Raw genomic sequence first — 20,701 nt, 5'->3', positions numbered from 1 at the left:
CGCCCGGGGCCGGGATCCGCCGCTCACCCGGGGCCGCCGCGGCGCGACGGGCCGCCCTCCGCGGTGAGGTGTGGAGCCTGGCCGCTCGGACAGTAGGGGGGCATGGGACAAGAGGTTGACAAGGAGCGGTTCTCCGAGGCCGAATACACGCGCTTCGCGGAACGCCTCAACGACCAGCTGGCCGAGCTGCGCCGGCTGCTCGATAGACCTGGTTTCGGTGCGGGCCCCACCACCATCGGTGCCGAGCTCGAACTCTTCCTGGTCGACGGGCGCGGCCGGCCGCTGCCGCGCAACGCCGAGGTGCTGGAGCGGCTCGGCGACGACCGGCTGACCGTGGAGCTGGGCCGCTACAACGTGGAAGCCAACCTGACGCCGCTGCCGCTGGCGGGCCGCCCCTTCGAGCGGCTGGCCGACGAGATGCAGGAGCTGATCAGAGCCGTCGACGGCGCGGTCGGCGAACTGGCCGGCGGCGGGGCGGTGCCGATCGGCATCCTGCCCACGCTCGGCACCGGCGACTTCACGCAGTTGGCCATCAGCGACGAGGCCCGGTACCGGGCGCTGGCCCGAGGGATGCGGCGGCTGCGGCTCGAGCCGTTCATCGTCAGGATCGACGATCTCGAGCTGGAGGTGCAGGACGTCATCCTGGAGGCGGCCAACACCTCGTGGCAGGTCCACCTGCGCACGCCGGCCGCCGACTTCGCCAGGACCTACAACGGCGCCCAGCTCGCCATCGGGCCGGTGCTGGCCGCCTGCGGCAACTCGCCGTTCTTCCTGGGCAGGACCTTGTGGGAGGAGACCAGGATCGCGCTGTTCGAGGAGGCGGCCGACGACAGGGACATCGGCCGCCGCTTCCGCAGGGACGGCCGCGCCACCTTCGGCTCCGACTGGGTGCGCGAAGGGGCCTACGAGCTGTTCGAGCGGTACGCGCGCGACTACGAGCCGGTGATCCCCGCCCTCGACCAGGGCGGCGAGCTGGCCGAGCTCAGGCTGCACAGCGGGACGGTGTGGCAGTGGAACAGGCCCGTCTACGACCCCGTCGACGGCGGTCATCTGCGCATCGAGTTCCGGGCCCTGCCGGCCGGGCCGACCTGCGCCGACATGGCCGCCAACACCGCCTTCCTGCTGGGGCTGACGCTCGCGCTGGCCGAGCGGGACCTGACCGGGCTGCCGTTCGGCACCGCCTACCAGAACTTCTACCGCGCGGCCATGAACGGGCTGCAGGCCAAGCTGAGCTGGGAGGGCCGCGAGGTCCTCGCCGCCGACCTGGTGCTGTCACTGCTGCCGGAGGCCAGGGCGGCGCTGCTCAGGGCCGGCGTCCAGCCGTCCGAGGCCGACCTGGAGATCATCGCCCAGCGGGTACGGCTCGGCCGTACCGGAGCGGTGTGGCAGCGCGAGGCCATGGCCGAGCTGGGCGGCGACAGCGAGGCGATGGTGCGGCGCTACTACGAGAACGCGCTAAGCGGCCAGCCGGTGCACATGTGGCGGTAACCGAACCAGAAGCCACTCTCGTCCGTCAAACTATCCCAAGGGAGAGTAAAGCGAGGGGACGATGGCTTCCAAGGGGATGGTTCCGGCCGAGAAGGCGCCTTTCGCGCTCCGGAGGGTGACGGGGACCCTGTTGGACGGCGCCGCCAAGCTGGCCGCCGACATCGGGGCGAGCGCGGTGGAGGCCGTGCTCGCGCAGGCCAACAGGAAGGCGGTGCGCAAGGGCGCGGCCGCGGCGCTCGGCACGATGCAGCCCAGGCCGGCCGACTGGTACGCCTTCGACGAGAAGGACAACGACACGCCCGACTGGTATCCGCAGGGCCTGACCTGCGGTGAGGACTCCGGTGCCGCGGGCGTGCCGGTGTTCGTGGCCGGCTGGTACTTCAAGCCGGTGCCGCCGGTGGCCGAGCGCGGCGTCAGGGTCACGTTCCTGAGCCCGTCGACGCTGCGCTACCAGCACGCGCTGCTCGTGGAGGCCAAGCCCGACGGGTCGTACGGGCCGATCAACATCCACGCCGGCGGCATCGCGTGGTACGGCGACCAGCTCTACGTCGCCGACACCACGCGGGGCCTGCGGGTGTTCGACATGAACAACCTCCTCGACCTGCGGACGGCGCAGAACGACCTCGGCGACCCCACCCGCATCGGGCGATCCGGCGAGAGGTTCCACGCCTTCGGCTACCGGTACGTGATCCCGCAGACCGACTTCTGGCGCGTCGCGACGGCCGGGGCGCTCTTCTCCTTCGTCGCGGTCGACCGCAGCACGACGCCGCACACGCTGGTGGCGGGAGAGTACGTCCAGGACGCGCCCACCGGCAGGGTGGCCAGGTGGGAGCTGCCCCTCGGCGACGGGGTGCCGCGGGAAGCCTTCACGATGCCGCACGTGAAGATCCAGGGGGCGGTGTCGTCCGGCGGGTCCTGGTACCTCAGCCAGGCGGCCGACGCGCGCACCAACGGGAGGCTCGTCGTGGACCGGGGCGGGAAGGTGACGGTCCGGCCGTTCCCCGTCGGGCCCGAGGACCTGACGGTGTCGGGCGGGAAGCTGTGGAGCGTCACCGAGTTCAGGAACCGCCGGGTGATCTTCGGCGTCCCGCTCTGAGGTCGCCGGGGACGCGCCGAACCGCCCGGCCGGCGAACCTCGCGCTCCGGATGGCGCCCGACGCCGGCCGGGCGGCGGTCACGCCTCGAGATGCCGGTGCAGCGCCTTCCGGTAGCCGCGGTCGAAGTCGTCGTAGCGCGCCCGCAGCTCCGCACCCGGCCACCCCTCGGGCAGCAGCTCCGGCGGCAGCAGCGGGTCGGCCAGCAGGTGGCGCAGCACCGCCGCCGACACCAGGAACCCCTCCGCCAGCCCCTCGGCCCGGTCGAGCGCCGTCAGCAGCCGCCGCGCCTCGGCCGCCCACCCCGCCAGGTCCCACAGCAGCGCCGTCGGGTCCTCCCGCGGCGTGCCGTCGATGAGCGTGCACTGCGCCGTGACGATCTCCGGCCACCGCCTGATGAGGTTCGCCGGGCGCAGCCAGGTGCCCTCGCGCAGCTCGGCCAGGCGCAGCGTGGTCATCGTGTGCCGCAGCGCTGCCCGGTCGGCGGGGGCGCGCCGTTCCGCGGTGACGACGGCGATCTCCCACGTGCCGTCCCACGCCCTGGTGTGCGGGGACCGGCTCTCGTCCTGCCTTGCCTGCCGTTCGCGCAGCCGCTCGGACAGCGCGTAGCGCCCGTCGTCCTGCACCAGGTCGCCGGCCGCGACCATCCGCGACAGGGCCACCCGCACGGTGCCCTCCGCGATGCCGAACACCTCGCCGATGCGCACCAGCGCCCGGCTCGGCAGCCGGGGCGGGTGGCTGCCGAGCAGCGCGCTCAGCACGGCCGAGCGGGCGGTCAGAGTATTACGGTCTTCCATCGCGTGTCGATTATATGTAACACTCCGAGCATGGCGAGCTATCTGATCGAACCCGTCGACGGCCCCAGCGGCCGCTACGACACCGCGCGCTACCAGGGCGCCGCCGGACGCGACTGGTGGTCCTGCGACCCCTCGCTCCAGCTGCTGATGCGCCGCCACCTGGGCGTGGGGTACGACTGGGCCGCACCCCACCTGTCCCGCCTGGGCGCGCTCATGGGCGGGCCGATCGCCGCGCACGCGGAGGAGACCGACCGCAACCCGCCCCGCCTGGAGAAGTACGACAAGTGGGGGCGTGACATCAGCCAGGTCGTCATGCCGCCGTCGTTCGTCGCGGCGCGCGAGGCGCTGATGGCCGACAACTTCACCTCGCCCGCGTTCGCCGAGACCGCCGGACAGCACGGAGCCGACCCCGCCGCGCTGGCCGCGGCCTGGACGTACCTGCTCGACCAGGCCGACATCGGCATGGGCTGCGCCCTCGGCACCGGCGGCGACATGGTGGTGTCCCTGGCCGAGAAGCACGCGCCCGCCGACGTCCGCGACCGGGTCCGCTCGATCTTCGCCAACGGGTTCTACTCCGGCGAGGCCGCGCAGATGTTCACCGAGCGGACGGGCGGCTCCGACCTCGCGGCCCTGGAGGCGAGCGCGGAGCCCGACGGGGAGGCCTGGCGCCTGACCGGCCTGAAGTGGTTCGCCTCCAACGCCAACGGCTCCGCGTTCGTGGTGCTGGGCAGGCTGCCCACCGGTGACGTGGCGCCCTTCCTGGTGCTGTGGGAGCGGCGCGACGGGTCCCGCAACGCCGTACGGATCAGGAGGCTCAAGGACAAGCTCGGCACCCGCTCGGTCGCCTCCGCCGAGGTGGAGTTCACCGGCGCCGAGGCGTTCCTGCTGGCGGGCTCAGGATCAGGCTCGGGGCTCGGCACGATGATGAAGCTCACCAACGCCTCACGGCTCGGCGTCGCCATGATGGGCGCCGGCGTCGCCCGCCGCGCCCTCGTCGAGTCGATCTGCTACGCCTCCGCCCGCGAGGCCTTCGGCCGCCGCCTCATCGACCAGCCGCTCATGCGGCGCAAGCTCGCCGAGCTCATCGTCGAGGTCGAGGCGGCGCAGGCGCTGGTCTTCGACGGCCACCTCGGCCCGCGGCTGCGCCTGGCGCCCGCCCTCGTCAAGCTGCGCGCCGCCCGGCTCGGCGTCACCGCGGCCGGCGACGCCATCGAGATCCACGGCGGCAACGGCTACATCGAGCAGTGGCCGGTCGCCCGCCTCCTGCGCGACGCCCAGGTCAACCCGATCTGGGAGGGCGGCGACAACATCCTGTGCCTCGACGTACGGCGGGCGATGCTGCGCGAGAACGCGCACGAGCCCTTCCTCGACCGCCTGACCGCCGCCGCCGACCAGGCCCCGTCCGGCGACTCCGCGACCGTCGACCTGGTCCGCGGGCGCATCGACGACCTCCGCAAGGCGATCACCGTGTGGTCCTCGCTCGACCCGGTGGTGGCCGAGGCCCGGCTGTTCCCGCTGGCCCAGCTCATGGCGGACGTCTACGCGGCCGCCCTGCTGCTGGAGCAGGCGGGCTGGGAGCAGCGCGCGGGCTTCGGCGACCGCAAGGCCCTGGTGGCCCGGCTCCACGCCGAGGCGCACCTCGCGGACCAGGGTCCGCTGCGCGGCATCGACCGCCCGGCGGAGGAGCTGGAGCGCTTCGACGAGCTCGTCGCCGGGGCGCTCAAGCTCTGATCCCGTCAGGCGGTCACCAGGCACCCATCGCGCCACGGCCGCCGACGTCCGGGGAGGAGCCCGATCCCGACGTCCACCGGAGGACCGGATGACCGTGCGAACCGAGCGGGAAGGCCCCGTCACCACCGTGGTGCTCTCCAGGCCCGAAGCCCGCAACGCCGTCGACCGCGAGACCGCCGACGCGCTGGTCGCGGCCTTCACCGCGTTCGAGGCGTCGGACGCGGCCGTCGCCGTGCTGTGGGGCGAGGGCGGCACCTTCTGCGCGGGGGCCGACCTCAAACGCCTCGACAACCATGTCGGGGAGGAGGGTGACGGCCCCATGGGTCCCACCAGGATGCGGCTGAGCAAGCCCGTCATCGCCGCCGTCGCCGGCCACGCGGTCGCCGGCGGCCTCGAGCTCGCCCTCTGGTGCGACCTGCGCGTGGCCGAGCAGGACGCGGTGTTCGGCGTCTTCTGCCGGCGCTGGGGCGTCCCGCTCATCGACGGTGGCACGGTACGGCTGCCGCGCCTGATCGGTCTCTCCCACGCCATGGACCTGATCCTCACCGGCCGTCCCGTAGCGGCCGAGGAGGCGCTGCGCATGGGGCTGGCCAACAGGGTCGTCCCCGCCGGGCAGTCACGCCAGGCCGCCGAGCGCCTGGCCCACGACCTGGCCCGCTTCCCCCAGACCTGCCTGCGCGGCGACCGCATGTCGGCGCTGGAGCAGGCGGCGCTGCCCGAGGAGGAGGCGATGCGCAACGAACTCCGCCACGGCATCGCCGCCCTGGGCGAGGCGGCCGACGGCGCCGCCCGGTTCGCCGCGGGAGCGGGCCGCCACGGCGACTTCTCCACCCCTGACCACCCGGCCCCGCCCCTTCGGGAGGACCGCCCGCCGAGGTCCTGGTGACCATGATCCCGGGCCTGGGCTTGACCGGCCGGGCCTCCTCCCGGCGCGGCGTGCGCGCGCCGGGATCTTGTCGGTGCGCTCACGTATGGTGAGACCATGCCGGACATCGACGGTGTGACGATCACCAGCCCGGACAAGGTGGTCTTCCCGCAGGGCGGGCGGACCAAGCTCGACCTGGTCCGCTACTACCAGGCGGTCGCCGAGGGCGCCCTGCGCGGCGTCTCGGGGCGGCCGATGATCCTCAAACGGTTCGTGCACGGCATCGAGCAGGAGGCGTTCTTCCAGAAGCGCGCCCCGGCCAAGCGCCCGCCCTGGATCGAGGTCGCCGAGCTGCGCTACCGGTCGGGGCGGAGCGCCGAGGAGGTCGTCGTCACCGACGCCCGCCAGCTGCTGTGGGTGGTCAACCTGGGCTGCGTCGACCTCAACCCGCACCCCGTGCGGGCCGCCGACCTCGCCCATCCCGACGAGCTGCGCATCGACCTCGACCCGGTGCCGGGCGTGCCGTGGGGCCAGGTGCTGGAGACGGCGCAGGTGGCGCGCGAGGTGCTCGCCGACCACGGGCTGGTGGCGTGGCCGAAGGCGTCCGGTTCACGCGGCTTCCATGTCTATGCCCGCATCACCCCCGACTGGAGCTTCTCGCAGGTACGGCAGGCGGCCGAGGCCGTCGCCCGCGAGGTGGAGCGAAGGGCGCCCGATCTGGCGACCAGCCGGTGGTGGAAGGAGGAGCGGCAGGGCGTCTTCGTCGACTACAACCAGAACGCCTACGACCGCACCGTGGCCTCCGCCTACTCCGTCAGGCCGGTGCAGGACGCCCGCGTGTCCACGCCGCTGGCGTGGGACGAGGTGCCGGGGTGCCGCCCGGAGGAGTTCACGATCGACACGGTGCCCAAGCGGTTCGCCGCGCTCGGCGACCCGTGGGAGGACATGGACCTGCACGCCGGCTCGCTCACCCCGCTGCTGGAGCTGGCCGAGGCGCAGGGCCCGCCGCCCGAGCGCACCGAGCTGCCGCTGATCGAGATCGCCAGGGCCCAGCACAAGGACGAGGCACTGGCGGGCCTCGAGGCGTGGAAGGCCCGCCATCCCGACGTGGTGGGGTTCCTCGAGCCGGCCGATGTGCTGGTGGACGGGATGCGCGGGCGCAGCAGCGTGTGGTACCGGATCAGGGTCAACCTGCAGCACGTGCCGGAGGGCCTGCGCCCCGAGCAGGAGCCGCTGGAGGTCGACTACAACCCCTGGCCCGCCGACTGGCGCCCACCCGAGCCCTGACTCCAGGCCCGCCGGCGCCCCGACCGCTACCGGCGACCTCCCGTGCCCGCACCCTGCGATCCCGGGTGCCCGCGGCCTATCCGCCCCGCAGGACGGGCCGCCGGGGTCAGCGGCCGTCCTCCAGGATGCGCTCGAGCTCGGCGATCACCGAGGTGACGGGCGTGCACGCCGGCAGGCGGGGCGTGGCGAAGTAGCCGGGTTTGTGCGCTCGCAGGAGCGCCTCGCCGTCCAGCTGCCAGGTGAAGCCGTGCCGTCCGAGCAGCCTGGCGAACACCTCCCCGGCCGGCCGGGGGTCGCGCGCCGCCAGGCGCCTGATCGGCACGGGGGAGACCGCGTCGCCCCGCAGGTACCGGCTGACGGCGTCGCGGTAGCGGCTCCTGGTGACCAGGGACGGGTCGGCGAAGGCCGCCTCGACCGCGGCGAAGTCGGTGTAGTAGCCCAGCCCGTCGCGTTCGTCGAAGATGAGGGCGACGCTCTCCTCCTCGGCGAGATGGCCGGGGAACTCCAGCGAGGCGAACTCGCCCATCCGCTCGGCCACCTCGGCGCCGCGCATGACGACCAGGTCGGAGCCGAAGTGCTCGACGAACTGCCGCCGCTGTGCCGCCTGGATCTGCCACGCCTCGGCCAGCAGGGCCGGGTTGCGGAACACCCGTGCCGGATGGCGCAGCGCGGCCTCGGCCGCCGCGCGCACCAGCAGCGGCCGTGCCTCGCTCGTGTGGACGGCGGGGGTGGCGCTGATCAGCCAGGCGTCGAGGGTGACGGGGATGAGCCGTCCCACCAGGAACATCCCGGGGTCGAGCACGTCGAAGGCGCCCTCACCCAGATCGGAGTGGGCGGTGTAGGTCAGCTCGTCGATCAGGTTGAACAGGATGATCGCCGGGCCCGCGACGGTGCGGACCTCGAAGACGCCCTCCACCACGTCCTTCCAGCCGAGCACCATGGCGCGCTCGGCCTCGGGGAGCTCGGGACGTTCGGCCACGAACCTGTCGATCAGCAGGTCGCCTCCCGGAAGGCGGTACTCCAGCGCGAAGTGGTCGAGCGCGAGCGCCGAGGTCGCCTCGTCGGTGACCACCCCGTCGGGGAAGAAACGGCCGTACACCAGGCCGAGCTCCCGGGTGAACCGCCCTGACACCGCGAACTCCAGCAGCTCCGGCTTGAGCTCCGCGGCACGCGCGAGTAGATCCATGGGGCGACCTTAGCCGCGGGCGTTCCCGGCTTGCGGTGATTTTCGGTAACCGGGCAGGGACATTCTGTCACTCGGGCGGCTGTCCGATGTCCTCGTTCCACACCTCGGGCCAGCGCTCGACGAAGGCCGCCATCAGCGCCCGGCACTCGGCCGAGTCGACCACCACGACCTCGACCCCGTGGGCGATCAGGAGGTCCTCCCTGCCCATGAAGGTGCGGTTCTCGCCGATCACCACGCGCGGGATCTCGTAGAGCAGGATCGCCCCGGTGCACATCGCGCACGGCGACAGCGTCGTGTACATGGTCGAGCGCCGGTAGACGTGGGCGCTCCGTCGTCCGGCCCGCTCCAGCGCGTCCGTCTCGCCGTGGCGGATCACGCTGCCCTCCTGCACCCTGCGGTTACGGCCGGCGCCGAGCACCTCGCCGTCGGCCACCAGCACCGCCCCGACGGGCACCCCGCCCTCGGCCAGCCCCGTGCGGGCCTGCTCGACGGCGATCTCCAGGAAGTCCATGGGCCCACCCTAGGCCGCTGCAACCGGGGTGCAAGGACCGCACCCTACCGTCGGGGCATGTCAAGTCGATGGCTGCTCGGAGTGGCCGCCGCCGCGGCGGCCACCCTCACGCTCCCCACCGCCGCCACGGCGGCCACCACCCGCACCCTCCCCTCGGCCACCTTCTCCCCGGCCGCCCTCTCCTCAGCCACTCTCTCCTCCGCCGCGGTAGCACAGGCCGCCGCCCGCCCTGCCACCCCGCGTGCCACCCCGCGTGCCACCCCCGGGCCCGCCACGCCGGCGAGCACGCCCGCCCCCGCCGCGGCCGCGAACGCCCCCACCGTCGAGACGCCGGCCCTCGCCGCCGCTCCCCAGCCCGCGACCACGGCCAACCGGCTGTTCCGCGCCTGGTTGCGCGACGACAGGACCGCCGCCGCCAAGGTCGCCACGCCCGCCGCCGTCACGACGCTGTTCGCCTACCCCTTCCGCGCGCCCGATGGCTTGGCCGGCTGTGCGGGCGGCGCCTGCGCGTTCAGGCACACCAGCGTGCGGGTGCCGGGCGAGCTCAACGGCATCCTGATGATCGTCTCCGGCGGCAAGGTGACGCGCGTGTACGAGTCGCGCCACTACTCCAAGGAGAAGGCGGCCACGCATCTGATGGACGCCTGGCGCAAGGGCGACCGCAGGCAGGGCGCCGAGGTCGCCGCCACACCGGCGCTGAAGACGCTGTTCAAGGTCGCCTGGGACCCCCACGGCGTGCCGTACACCTTCCAGGGGTGCGAGAAGAAGACCTGCGCCTGGTCGTACGAGGGCGGCGCGCTGCTGATGCACGTCGCCGGCTCCAAGGCCCGCGGGTACGAGGTCTCGTCGATCAGTTACATCGCCGACTGACCGACCCACCTGTCGGCCCATGCCATCAGCGGCCGCATGGCCTCGACCAGCGCCGCGCCGCTCTCGGTGAGCGAGTAGCGGATCTGTACCGGCGTGGTCGGCCGCACCTCGCGCGCCACCACGCCCGACGACTCCAGCTCGCGCAGCCGCTGCGCGAGCAGGCGTTCCGACAGGCCGGGGACCGCGTCGCGCAGCTCGCCGTACCGCGTCGCGCCCCTGGCCAGCGCGAGCAGGATGACGCCGTTCCACCTGCGGCCCACCAGCTCGATCGCGGTCTGGAAGTGCGGGCAGTGCCGCATGAGCGCCTCGGGAGAGGACATCACTTACCTTCCGTAAGCCGGTTATGTAATGTAAGACCTATGACGGATTTTAGGCATGACCTGTGGTTCGGTGCCTTCCTTACCCCCGCCGCCAAGGACGCGCACCCGCTGACGCGCCAGGCCATGCTCGCCGAGGACGCCGGGCTGGACATCATCGGCGTGCAGGATCATCCCTACCAGCCTTCCTTCCTCGACACGTGGACGTTGCTGTCGGTGCTGGCGGCGCGCACCCAGCACATCAGGTTCTTCCCCGACGTGGCCAACCTGCCGCTGCGTCCGCCGGCCGTCCTGGCCCGGGCCGCGGCCAGCCTCGACATCCTGAGCGGCGGCAGGGTGGAGCTCGGTGTCGGCTCAGGCGCCTTCTGGGACGGCGTCGCCGCGATGGGCGGGCCCCGCCGCACCCCGGCCGAGGCCGTCGCCGCCCTCGAGGAGGCCATCGAGGTGATGCGCGCGCTGTGGACGCCCGGCGGCCCCGCCAGCTTCGACGGCGCGCACTACCGGCTGGACGGCGCCGCGCCGGGGCCGTTCCCGCCGCACCGCATCGGCGTGTGGGTCGGCGCCTACCGGCGGCGCATGCTGGAGCTGACCGGGCGCACCGCCGACGGCTGGGTGCCGTCCTCCGCCTACGCCCCGCCGGCCGAGCTGGCCGCGATGAGCGCGATCGTCGACCGCGCGGCGGCGGACGCGGGCCGCGATCCCGCCCTGATCCGCCGCGTCTACAACATCAACGGCCGCTTCTCGCGGCTGCCCGGCACCGGCTTCCTCGACGGACCGCCCGCGCTGTGGGCCGAGCAGCTCACCGAGCTCGTCCACCGGTACGGCATGAGCGTCTTCGTCCTCGCCCCCGCCGACGAGCGCGACCTCAAGATCTTCGCCGAGGAGGTCGCGCCCGCCGTGAGGCAGGCCGTCGGCCGCGAGCAGCAGCGAACCGCCGAGCCGAAGCCGTCTCCCGGCCCGCTCGACGACTCGACCAGGCCCAGGCTGCCCAAGCGCGACCTGGCCGAGCTCTCGCCCGCCCAGCGCCGGCGCGGCCTGCACCTGGTCAAGGTGCACGACGACCTGCGCGACGAGCTGGCCGGGATCCGCGAGGCGCTGGAGCAGGTCGCCGAGGGCAGGGGCGAGGTCGCCGCGCTCCGGTCGATGATCAACCAGCTCACGATGCGGCAGAACTACTGGACGCTCGGCAGCTTCTGCGCCTCCTACTGCCGGATCGTCACCACCCACCACACCATCGAGGACGAGCACCTGTTCCCCACGCTGCGGTCCGCGCAGGCCTCGCTGGCACCGGTCATCGACCGGCTCCAGGAGGAGCACGAGGTCATCGCCGGCCTGCTGACCCGCCTCGACGACGCGCTGGTCGCCATGGTGCAGGACGGCGACGCCATCGACGGCGTCCGTGACCGGCTCGACGAACTGGCCGCGGCCCTGCTGTCGCACCTGGAGTACGAGGAGCAGGAACTCGTGGAGCCCATCGCCCGGCTCGACCTGGACCTGTGATCCCGACCCCCGCCGGCTTCATCGCCCGGCTCGGCCTGGACCTGGACCTCCACCTGTGACCTCCACCTGCGCGATCGCCACCCCGCACGACATCCTGCTGGCCGAGCAGGAGCGGGTCATGGGCAGGCGCAGGCCAGGCTGAAGGGGGAGCCGCTGGAGCGGTTCACCCGACCCGAGGGCGGCGGCTTCTTCTTCGCGCTACCCGGTCTGACCGGCGGTGATGACTACCTGGGGCAGCGGCTGGTCGAGAGCTGATCGAATGCCGGTCACTCCGTTAGCTGCCCGGCGCCTTCGCCGGGCCGTTCGTCAATCATGAGCCACATGATGGCTATGACGAGACGAGGCTTACTCGGCGCCGCTCCCCTCGCGGCGGTGGCGGGAGCGGGAGCCGGCGGCTACACCGCCGGCCAGGGGTGCGCTCCCGTGACGCCGGCGGTGAGCGTCTACCCCGACGATCCGCGCTACCAGGAGCTGACCGTCGGCTACAACCAGCGGTGGGTCGGCTCGCCCGACTACGTCCGCCTGGTCAGCTCCACCGACCAGGTCGTCCGCGCCGTCCAGGAGGCGGTCGACAGGGGTAAGCGGCTGTCGGTGGTCTCCGGCGGCCACTGCCTGGCCCCGTTCGTGTTCAACTCCGATGTCGACGTGGTCATCGACCTGTCGGGGCTCAACGGCGTGGCCTTCGACCCGCGCCGCCAGGCGTTCGCCGTCGAGGGCGGTGCCCGGCTGGCGAACGTCTACGAGACGCTGTTCAAGAAGTGGGGCGTGACGGTCCCTGGCGGCATGTGCCCCACGGTCGGCATCGGCGGCCACACCACCGGCGGCGGCTACGGCTTCCTGTCCAGGCAGTTCGGCGCGGTGATCGACCACCTGGAGGCGGTCGAGGTCGTCGTGGTCGACCGCTCGGGCACCGCCCGCGCGGTGGTGGCCGGGCGCGATCCCGCCGACCCGCACCACGACCTGTGGTGGGCCAGCGCGGGCGGTGGCGGCGGCAACTTCGGCGTCGTCACCCGCTTCTGGTTCCGCACGCCGGGCACGAGCGGCACCGATCCCGGCAGGCTGCTGGTCAGGCCACCCAAGGACGTGCTGCTCAGCGCGGTCGGCATCCCGTGGAGCGCGCTCGACGAGGCGAAGTTCACCCGCCTGGTCGCCAACTGGGGCGCCTGGTACGAGCAGCACGCCGCGCCCACCTCGCCCGCCAGGGTGCTGTCCGGCGTCGCCTCGCTCGCGCACCGCTCGGCCCAGAACGTCTTCCTGCTCACCCAGGTCGACGCCACCGCGCCGGGCGCGCGGCCCAAGAACTTCCCCGTGGACGTCGCGCTCGTCGCCGACCCCAAGGCCACGCTCGCCGCGCTGGCCGAGCGGCTCGGTCCCGGCCGGCCGGTCGAGAGGCGGGCCGCCGAGCCGTACGGGGACACCATGATGGACCTGTTCGCCGCCGAGCTGGCCCGGCGCGCGCCCGAGGGCCTCGTCGTCTTCGACGAGGCGCTGACCTCCTCTCCCGCTCTGGTCAGGCACCTGCCGCCGCGCCTGCCCGGCAGCTACTTCCTCACCAGGGGAGGCTCGCTCGGCGTCGGCATCCCCGGCGCGATCGGGATCAAGCTGGCCAGGCCCGAGGCCGAGGTCGTCGCCTTCACGGGGGACGGCGGCAGCATGTACACCATCCAGGCGCTGTGGACCGCCGTCCGGTACGGCGTCGCGGCCCGCTTCGTCATCTGCGACAACCGCCGCTACCAGCTGCTCGACGACAACCTCGAGCAGTACTGGCGCGAGCGCGGTGTCGCCTCGCACCCCCACCCCGAGGGTTTCGACCTGTCCCACCCCGAGATCGACTTCGTCAGGCTGGCCAAAGGTCTCGGAGTTCCGGCCGTCAAGGTCGCCAAGCCGGCCCAGGTGGAGCCGGCCGTCGCCCGGATGCTCGCCGAGCCGGGCCCGTTCCTCGTCGATCTCGTGACGACCTGAGAGGTGCACCGTGAGTGAGAAGCGACTGGCAGGACGCACGGTCGCGATCCTGATGGAGAGCGACTACGTCGAGCCCGAGCTGCACTACTACCAGCGCCGCTTCACCGAGGAGGGGGCGCGGGTGGAGTTCCTCACCCGCCTGTGGGGCCAGGACTCGATCACCTTCCGCGGGCACGAGTACCAGCTGCCGTTCACCGTGACGGGCGACCTGGAGCGCGCCGACCTGGACGCGATCGACGTGCTGATCGTGCCGTCCGGCATGGTGTCGGACCGGCTGCGCTACAGCGAGGACGTGCACGAGCTCGCCCCCGCCGTGAAGCTGCTGCGCGCCGCGTTCGCCGACCCGGGCGTCGTCAAAGGAGTCATCTGCCACGGCCTGTGGCTGGCCGCGCCGATCCCCGAGGTCGTCAGGGACCGCAGGGTGACCTGCCACAACAACCTGGTCGGCGACGTGCGCAACATGGGCGCCGTCTACACCGACCAGGACATCGTGGTCGACCGCGACCTCGTCACCGCCCGCACCGCCGACCACTGCCACGAGTTCGCCCGCATGATCATCGACCTGGTGGCCGCGGACAAGCCGGCGCAGACCGGCTACCGTCCCGACTTCACCTTCTCCGACCTGGTCGCCGGCTACGTCACCGACTTCGAGGCGGGCGTGATCGGTCTCAGGACCAACGACGGCCGGCGGGTCAAGGTGCGCCTGACGCCCACCACGACCGCGCAGTACCTGCGCAACCTGGCCGAGCCGTACCTGGACGCGTCGGGCCACCTGGACCAGCTGCTCACCCCGGGCGGCTACCTGTTCGCCCACGGGATCTTCTATCCCGAGCACGGCTCCTACACCGTGGAGGCCAAGGCGCTGACCTTCCTCGGCAAGGCCTCCGGCGACTACACCTTCGAGCAGCCGGACTGGTGGGTCAGGCAGATCCGCGAGCTCGGCAGGTTCTACCGCCGGGCCCAGTTCGGCGACCACGGCCCGATCGACTACGCCTCCTACCGCACCATGCTGCGGCTCGGCGGCGACAAGGTCGACCACCACGTGCAGGAGACCGACACGATCTCGCGGATGATCTACGGCATGTCCTCCGCCTACATGCTCACGGGCGAGGAGGACTTCCTGGAGGTCGCCGAGCACGGCGCCGCCTACCTGCGCGAGCACATGCGCTTCGTGGACCGCGACGAGGACGTCGTCTACTGGTACCACGGCATCGACCTGCGCGACGGCGGCGAGCGCAAGCTGTTCACCTCCGAGTTCGGCGACGACTACGACGCCATCCCGATGTACGAGCAGATCTACGCGCTGGCCGGCCCCACCCAGCTGTACCGCCTGACCGGCGACCCGCGGATCGCCGCCGACATCGAGGGCACGCTGCGGCTGTTCACCAAGTTCTTCCACGACCCCGACAAGGGCGGCTACTACTCCCACATCGACCCGATCCTGCTCAGCCCCCACCACGAGTCGCTGGGTCCCAACCGGTCGAGGAAGAACTGGAACTCCGTCGGCGACCACGCGCCCGCCTACCTGATCAACCTCTACCTCGCCACCGGCGACGAGCGGCACGCCGCCATGCTGGAGGAGACCTTCGACCTGATCGTCGAGCACATGCCGAGGAAGGACAGCCCCTACGTCCAGGAGCGCTTCCACGCCGACTGGTCGCCCGACACCACCTGGCACTGGCAGCAGAACAGGGCGGTCGTCGGCCACAACCTCAAGATCGCCTGGAACCTCATGCGGATGATGTCGATCCGGCCGAAGGAGCGCTACCAGCGGCTGGCCACCGGCATCGGCCAGAAGATGCCGGCCTACGGCAGCGACCCGCAGCGCGGCGGCTGGTACGACGTCGTCGAGCGCACGCTCGCGCCCGGCCATTGCATCCACCGCTTCACCTGGCACGACCGCAAGGCCTGGTGGCAGCAGGAGCAGGCGATCCTCGCCTACCAGATCCTGGCCGGCCGCACCGGCGAGGCCGAGTTCCTGCGCAGGGCCAGGGAGTCGGCGGCCTTCTACAACGCCTTCTTCCTCGACCACGACGAAGGCGGCGTCTACTTCAACGTGCTCGCCGACGGGCACCCGTACCTGCTCGGCACCGAGCGGTTCAAGGGCAGCCACTCGATGAGCATGTGCCACGCGGCCGAGCTGTGCTTCCTGGCGACCGTCTACCAGCGGCTGCTGCTCGACCGGCAGCCGCTCACGCTGTGGTTCAAGCCCCGGCCCGACGGGTTCACCGACCGGGTGCTGCGGGTGGCCCCCGACGCCCTGCCGCCCGGCAGCGTCAGGCTCGAGTGGGTCGAGGTGGACGGCGTGCCGTACCAGCTGTTCGACGCCGCCGCGATGACCGTGAAGTTGCCCGACACCTCGGCGCCCGTGACGGTGCGCGCGCACCTGGCGCCGGTCGAGGAGTAGAGATGGACGTTCGCAAGCACCTCAGGGGCGAGGTCACCGTCATCACCATGGACGGCACGCTCGACAGCGCGACGGCGCCCCGGGTCCAGCAGGACATCGAGGCGCTCTTCCCCGACTCCGGCCTGGTCGTGCTCGACATGAGCAGCACCACCTACATGTCCAGCGCCGGGCTGCGCGTGCTGCTGCTGATCTACCGGCGCGCGCAGGGCAGCGCGGCCAGGCTGGCGCTGACCGGGCTGCCGCCCGACGTCCGGGCGGTTATGGACGCGACCGGATTCCTCGGCTTCTTCACCGTGGTCGAATCGGTCGAGGAGGCGCTGGCGGTATGAGGGCGCTGGAGCCGATCGACGCCTACCCCACCCACCGGATCGCCGGCTTCCCCGTGCGCGCGGGACGGTCGCTGCCCTTCGGCGCCACCCGGGTGCCGGGCGGCGTCAACTTCTCCGTCTACTCCAACCACGCCACGTCGATGTCGCTGGTGCTCTACAAGGCGGGCGCGGCCGAGCCGATGGCCGAGCTGCCCTTCCCCGAGGCGTTCAGGATCGGCGGCGTCCACTCGATGACCGTCTTCGACCTCGACCTCGAGGAGATCGAGTACGGCTACCGCGCCGACGGCCCCCGCGAACCGCACCGGGGCCACCGCTTCGACCCCACCCAGGTCCTCGCCGACCCCTACGCCAGGATGAGCACCGGCATCGGCCCCTACCGGCACAGGTCGCGCGTCGCGCTCGACGACTTCGACTGGGAGGGCGACCGCTCGCCCCGGCTGCCGCACGAGGACCTGGTGATCTACGAGCTGCACGTGCGCGGTTTCACCATGCACCCCTCGTCGGGCGTCTCGGCGCCCGGCACGTACGCCGGCCTGGTGGAGAAGATCCCCTACCTGCGCGAGCTGGGCGTCAACTGCGTCGAGCTGATGCCGGTCTTCGAGTTCGACGAGAGCGACAACATCTTCACCGGCGTCGCCTCCGTCCTTGTCGCGGTCGGCGGGCGGCTGCCGCGCCGGGTCCGCGAACCGCTGCTCGACCTGTGCGCGCCGCTGGCCGTCCTCACGGTGGCCGCGATCTGGCTCGGCGTGTCGTCGGCGGGCTTCGCGCTGCTGGACGCCACGCCGCTGCGGGAGGCCGAGTGGGCCTCCCACGGCCTGCTGCTCGCCGCCGTGACCGCCTACCTGCTCCGCTTCCTGCACGCCTACGGCAGGCGCGAGCGCCTCGTGGCCAGGCTGGCGGCCAGCGTGTGCAACCCGCGCGACGCCGACGCGCTGCTGGCCGCCTACCTCAGGACCGGTTCCCGTGACCACCTCGACGGCCTGTTCGCCGAATGGACGGGCTGGATGACCGAGGTGGAGAGCACCCACATCGCCCATCCCACCCTGACCTTCCGTCGGCCCGCCGGCGACCTGGACTGGCTGAAGGCCGCGGTCATCGTGCTCGACGTGGCCGCGCTCACCGAGGCGCTGGCTCCCAGCTGGGCCCCCGCCCACACCCGCGCCCTGCTCGACACCGGAACCCGCTGCATGCAGCGCCTGGCCGCCGAGCTGTGCATCAGGCTGCCGACCGTGCCCGTCAGCCTGCAGGGCCGCGAGGAGAGCAACTTCTCCGACACCCTGCGCGTCGCCCACGACGCCGGCCTGCCCGCCGAGCGCGACGCGCAGGCCGCGTGGGTCGTCTTCCAGCACCGGCGCACGGGGTACGCGCCGCACGCCTACGCCATCGAGGCGCGCCTGCACTACGAGCTGGACTGATCGGGCTCCTTCCACGTCCACAGCGGGACGTCACGCAGGGGGTGGAGCTCGTCGTCGGTGGCGGCGCGGGAGTTCTGCTGCGCGACGCGCGAGCCGAACTCCAGGTGCTCGCGCACCGCCTCGCGGAACGGCTCGTCGGCCGGCAGGCCCGCCTCGTCGAAGGACTCCATGTACAGCGCCACGAAACGCTCGCGCTGCTCGTCGGTGATGTCGAGGTGGCGGTGCACCTGGATGAGATGGTCGAAGCCGAGCTCGCGGGTGAAGCGGTCGGGCCCGCCGAAGGACTCGGCCGTGAACCAGGTCAGGTGATCGACGTGGGTGGCGCGACGCTCTCGGAACAGCTGCTTGAGCAGGGGATCCTCGAGGACCTTCGCGTAGAAGATCTCCTCGAGCCTGTGCAGCGCCTCGTCGCCGCCTGCGTGCGAGTACAGACTGGTCATGCACCCACCTTCATGGCCACCCGGGAGGATGTCCAGCGCTTTCGCCTGTCGAGGAAACGCGTCGAGCTGCGTTAAGTCAGCCTGTCCGCCGCGCGCGAGCCGTCCTTACGTTGGTCCTCCGGATCGCAGGCGGAGGAGGAGACCGTGCGCGCAGCCGTGGTCACACAACTGAACTCACCATGGGAATTCCAGGACCTGCCCGACCCCGTGGCGGGGCCTGGCCAGGTCGTCGTCCGCATCCACGCATGCGGCATGTGCTTCAGCGACGTCCTCGTCCACCGCGGGCACTGGCCCGTCCAGCTGCCCATCGTGCCGGGCCACGAGCCGGTCGGCGAGGTCGTCGAGCTCGGCCCGGGCGTCACGACGCTGCGCGTGGGCGACAGGGTGGGCGTCTCGTGGATGCAGCGCGGCGAGGGCCGCTGCGTCCACTGCCAGAGCGGCCGGCCGGTGCGCTGCGAGCACACCCAGACCTGGATGGACCTCGGCGGCGGCTACGCCGACCTGATGCCGGCCTGGGAGAGCGGCTGCACGCTGCTGCCCGACGGCCTGTCCTACAGCGACGCGGCGGTCGCCTTCTGCGCCGGGTTCACCTCGATGAGCGGCCTGCGCAACGCCGACCCCCGCCCGGGCGAGCGCGTCTGCGTGCTCGGCGTCGGCGGCCTCGGGCACATGGCCGTCCAGCTGGCCGCCGCCATCGGCCTGGAGACCGTCGTGCTCACCACGTCGCCCGACAAGGCCGACTACGCCAAGGAGCTCGGCGCCACCGAGGGCATCGTCGTCGACGGCGACCGCGGCGCGGCGCTGACCGCCGCCGGTGGCGCCGACATCATCCTGGCCACCACCACCTCGGCCGACCAGGTCGCCCAGGTGCTGTCCGGCCTGCGGTACGGCGGGCGCCTGGTCACGATGGGCGTCACGGGGCCGCTGCGGATCGAGGACATGATGACGCTGCTGTTCAAGCAGTGCTCCATCAAGGGCAGCACCCACAACAACCGGTCGGACCTGGTCGAGGTGCTCGACCTGATGGCGCGCGGCAAGGTCACCCCGCGCGTGGAGAGGTACCCGATGGGTGAGATCAACGAGGTGCTCAAACGCGTCGAGGCGGGCCAGGTGCGCTACCGCGCCGTGCTGGAGCACGACTGACATGTCCGAGCCCAGCATCGTGGTGGCCAACAGGGAACATCTGTGGTGGCTGCTCATCGAGGCCGCTCAGCTGGAGCACATGATCATGTGCCAGTACCTGTACGCGGAGTTCAGCCTGAAGGACGCCGGCGAGCTCACCGCCGTGCAGGCCGAGGCGGTCGGCAGGTGGCGCGCGACGCTGCGCGGCATCGCGGTCGAGGAGATGCTGCACCTGGCCCTGGTCGCCAACCTGACGGCGGCCATCGGGGCGGCGCCCACCTTCGGCAGGCCGAACTTCCCCCAGCGCTCCGGCTACTTCCCGGCGGGCTTCCAGCTCGACCTGCTGCCCTTCGGCGAGCAGGCGCTGCGGCACTTCCTCTACCTCGGACGCCCCGAGGGGATGGAGCTGGAGGACGCCCACGAGTTCGTGCCGGCCGCGCCCGGCCGCACCACGCTCGCGCCCGAGGAGCTCATGCCGCGCGGACAGGAGTACACCACCATCGGGCACCTGTACCGCGGTCTCGAGGAGGGACTGCGCGCCCTCTGCGACGACCTCGGCGAGCAGGCCGTCTTCGTCGGCTCGCCGCGGGCGCAGGCCACGCCCGAGCTGTTCCGGTGGCCGCAGCTGGTCGCCGTCACCGACCTGAAGTCGGCGCTCGCCGCGATCGAGACGATCATCGAGCAGGGCGAGGGCTCGCGTGGCGACTGGCGCGAGGCCCACTACGGCCGCTTCCTGGCCATCTGGCAGGAGTATCGCGACCTGCGCGCGGCCGACCCCGCGTTCGAGCCGGCCAGGCCCGTGGTGCCCGGGTACCTGCGCCAGCCGTACGACATCGCGGGGCCCGTGCCGCTGCTCACCGACCCCGGCGCGCGCGGCCTGGCCGAGCTCGCGGTCGTCGCCTACGAGCTGGTCCTGCACGTCCTCACGCGCTTCTTCACCCACACCGACGAGAGCGACGAGCAGCTCGGGCTGCTGGTGGGCACGGCGATCGGGCTGATGGCCGACGTCCTGAGGCCGCTGGCGTCCGCGATGACGAGGCTGCCCTCCGGCCACGAGGGGCGCACGGCGGGCTTCGCCTTCGAGATGTACTACGCGATGACCAACACCGTGCCGTGGCGCGAGCCCTCGTGGGCGCTGCTGCACGAGAGGACGCGGGTGCTGGTCGAGCGCTGCGCCGAGGTCGAGCGCGCCGGCGGCGCACCGGCCGAGGTGGCGGCCGAGGTGGCGGCCGCGGGCCGCCGGGCCGCCGAGTACGCCGAACGGCTGGCCGCGCACGTGCCGGCACGCCTGCGGCCGACCTCACGAACTACGTGAGGGACTTGCCCAGGTATGACCCGGTTCGTTGACCCCCCGCGCGTGCCCGTCGAAGCATTTCCGCA

General features: G+C 72.3%; 18 protein-coding genes. 13 read left to right on the top strand and 5 right to left on the bottom strand.

Annotation, left to right across the window (positions count from 1 at the left end; all coding sequences use genetic code 11):
• Positions 1–102: 102 nt before the first annotated feature.
• Together ABZX22_RS09805 and ABZX22_RS09800 are read left to right on the top strand one after the other, a co-directional pair.
• Positions 103–1,488 carry a glutamate--cysteine ligase gene (locus ABZX22_RS09805; protein ID WP_354907223.1) on the top strand — a complete coding sequence of 462 codons (1,386 nt, stop codon included), beginning with the start codon at positions 103–105 and terminating at the stop codon, positions 1,486–1,488.
• A 61-nt stretch (positions 1,489–1,549) separates the two neighbouring features.
• Positions 1,550–2,584: a hypothetical protein gene (locus ABZX22_RS09800; RefSeq protein WP_354907222.1), complete on the top strand. Its 1,035-nt coding sequence runs from the start codon at positions 1,550–1,552 to the stop codon at positions 2,582–2,584.
• Between the two features lie 78 nt (positions 2,585–2,662).
• Here the strand turns inward: ABZX22_RS09800 and ABZX22_RS09795 are convergent, their stop codons facing one another.
• Positions 2,663–3,379, bottom strand: a complete 717-nt coding sequence (locus ABZX22_RS09795) for a PaaX family transcriptional regulator C-terminal domain-containing protein (RefSeq protein ID WP_354907221.1) — start codon at positions 3,377–3,379, stop codon at positions 2,663–2,665.
• 30 nt (positions 3,380–3,409) lie between these two features.
• Between ABZX22_RS09795 and ABZX22_RS09790 the strand changes: the two genes are divergently transcribed.
• From ABZX22_RS09790 to ligD, 3 genes are all read left to right on the top strand, one after another.
• Positions 3,410–5,110, top strand: coding sequence for an acyl-CoA dehydrogenase family protein (locus ABZX22_RS09790; RefSeq protein WP_354907220.1), 1,701 nt, complete (start codon positions 3,410–3,412; stop codon positions 5,108–5,110).
• Positions 5,111–5,198: 88 nt separating this feature from the next.
• Positions 5,199–5,996 carry a crotonase/enoyl-CoA hydratase family protein gene (locus ABZX22_RS09785; protein ID WP_354907219.1) on the top strand — a complete coding sequence of 266 codons (798 nt, stop codon included), beginning with the start codon at positions 5,199–5,201 and terminating at the stop codon, positions 5,994–5,996.
• A 96-nt stretch (positions 5,997–6,092) separates the two neighbouring features.
• Entirely contained in the window at positions 6,093–7,262 is a 1,170-nt protein-coding gene (gene ligD, locus ABZX22_RS09780) for a non-homologous end-joining DNA ligase (protein ID WP_354907218.1), read from the top strand.
• Between the two features lie 106 nt (positions 7,263–7,368).
• Here ligD and ABZX22_RS09775 read toward each other — a convergent pair whose 3' ends face one another.
• Positions 7,369–8,448 (bottom strand): hypothetical protein, encoded by a 1,080-nt coding sequence (locus tag ABZX22_RS09775; RefSeq protein WP_354907217.1) that lies wholly within the window; start codon positions 8,446–8,448, stop codon positions 7,369–7,371.
• A 67-nt stretch (positions 8,449–8,515) separates the two neighbouring features.
• The gene (locus ABZX22_RS09770) at positions 8,516–8,959 is read right to left on the bottom strand and encodes a nucleoside deaminase (protein WP_354907216.1); all 444 of its coding nucleotides are present in this window, start codon (positions 8,957–8,959) and stop codon (positions 8,516–8,518) included.
• Between the two features lie 57 nt (positions 8,960–9,016).
• Here ABZX22_RS09770 and ABZX22_RS09765 point away from each other — a divergent pair, with 57 nt between their 5' ends.
• On the top strand, positions 9,017–9,829 hold the full coding sequence (locus ABZX22_RS09765) for a hypothetical protein (RefSeq protein ID WP_354907215.1): 813 nt from the start codon (positions 9,017–9,019) through the stop codon (positions 9,827–9,829).
• On the opposite strand, the gene ABZX22_RS09760 is transcribed toward ABZX22_RS09765, so the two are convergent.
• Positions 9,814–10,149, bottom strand: a complete 336-nt coding sequence (locus tag ABZX22_RS09760; RefSeq protein WP_354907214.1) for a helix-turn-helix domain-containing protein — start codon at positions 10,147–10,149, stop codon at positions 9,814–9,816. The genes ABZX22_RS09765 and ABZX22_RS09760 overlap by 16 nt on opposite strands.
• Positions 10,150–10,188: 39 nt before the next feature.
• Between ABZX22_RS09760 and ABZX22_RS09755 the strand changes: the two genes are divergently transcribed.
• From ABZX22_RS09755 to ABZX22_RS09735, 5 genes are all read left to right on the top strand, one after another.
• Positions 10,189–11,646 (top strand): LLM class flavin-dependent oxidoreductase, encoded by a 1,458-nt coding sequence (locus ABZX22_RS09755; RefSeq protein WP_354907212.1) that lies wholly within the window; start codon positions 10,189–10,191, stop codon positions 11,644–11,646.
• 330 nt (positions 11,647–11,976) lie between these two features.
• Positions 11,977–13,608 carry a thiamine pyrophosphate-dependent enzyme gene (locus tag ABZX22_RS09750; protein WP_354907211.1) on the top strand — a complete coding sequence of 544 codons (1,632 nt, stop codon included), beginning with the start codon at positions 11,977–11,979 and terminating at the stop codon, positions 13,606–13,608.
• 10 nt (positions 13,609–13,618) lie between these two features.
• Entirely contained in the window at positions 13,619–16,015 is a 2,397-nt protein-coding gene (locus ABZX22_RS09745; RefSeq protein WP_354907210.1) for an AGE family epimerase/isomerase, read from the top strand.
• A gap of 2 nt (positions 16,016–16,017) precedes the next feature.
• Positions 16,018–16,344, top strand: coding sequence for an STAS domain-containing protein (locus ABZX22_RS09740; protein ID WP_354907209.1), 327 nt, complete (start codon positions 16,018–16,020; stop codon positions 16,342–16,344).
• The gene (locus ABZX22_RS09735) at positions 16,341–17,759 is read left to right on the top strand and encodes a hypothetical protein (protein ID WP_354907208.1); all 1,419 of its coding nucleotides are present in this window, start codon (positions 16,341–16,343) and stop codon (positions 17,757–17,759) included. The genes ABZX22_RS09740 and ABZX22_RS09735 overlap by 4 nt, the downstream gene beginning before the upstream one ends.
• Here ABZX22_RS09735 and ABZX22_RS09730 read toward each other — a convergent pair.
• On the bottom strand, positions 17,744–18,199 hold the full coding sequence (locus ABZX22_RS09730) for a group II truncated hemoglobin (RefSeq protein ID WP_354907207.1): 456 nt from the start codon (positions 18,197–18,199) through the stop codon (positions 17,744–17,746). The two genes, ABZX22_RS09735 and ABZX22_RS09730, sit on opposite strands and share 16 nt — an antisense overlap.
• Before the next feature lie 144 nt (positions 18,200–18,343).
• Between ABZX22_RS09730 and ABZX22_RS09725 the strand changes: the two genes are divergently transcribed.
• The gene (locus ABZX22_RS09725; protein ID WP_354907205.1) at positions 18,344–19,342 is read left to right on the top strand and encodes an alcohol dehydrogenase catalytic domain-containing protein; all 999 of its coding nucleotides are present in this window, start codon (positions 18,344–18,346) and stop codon (positions 19,340–19,342) included.
• 1 nt (position 19,343) lies between these two features.
• The gene (locus tag ABZX22_RS09720; RefSeq protein ID WP_354907204.1) at positions 19,344–20,636 is read left to right on the top strand and encodes a ferritin-like protein; all 1,293 of its coding nucleotides are present in this window, start codon (positions 19,344–19,346) and stop codon (positions 20,634–20,636) included.
• Positions 20,637–20,701: the final 65 nt, after the last annotated feature.

The sequence above is a fragment of the Nonomuraea sp. NPDC003804 genome, from assembly GCF_040610675.1.
Lineage (GTDB): Bacteria > Actinomycetota > Actinomycetes > Streptosporangiales > Streptosporangiaceae > Nonomuraea.
Note: the sequence above shows the minus strand (reverse complement) of the source record. Positions and strands in the feature narration are given on the sequence as shown.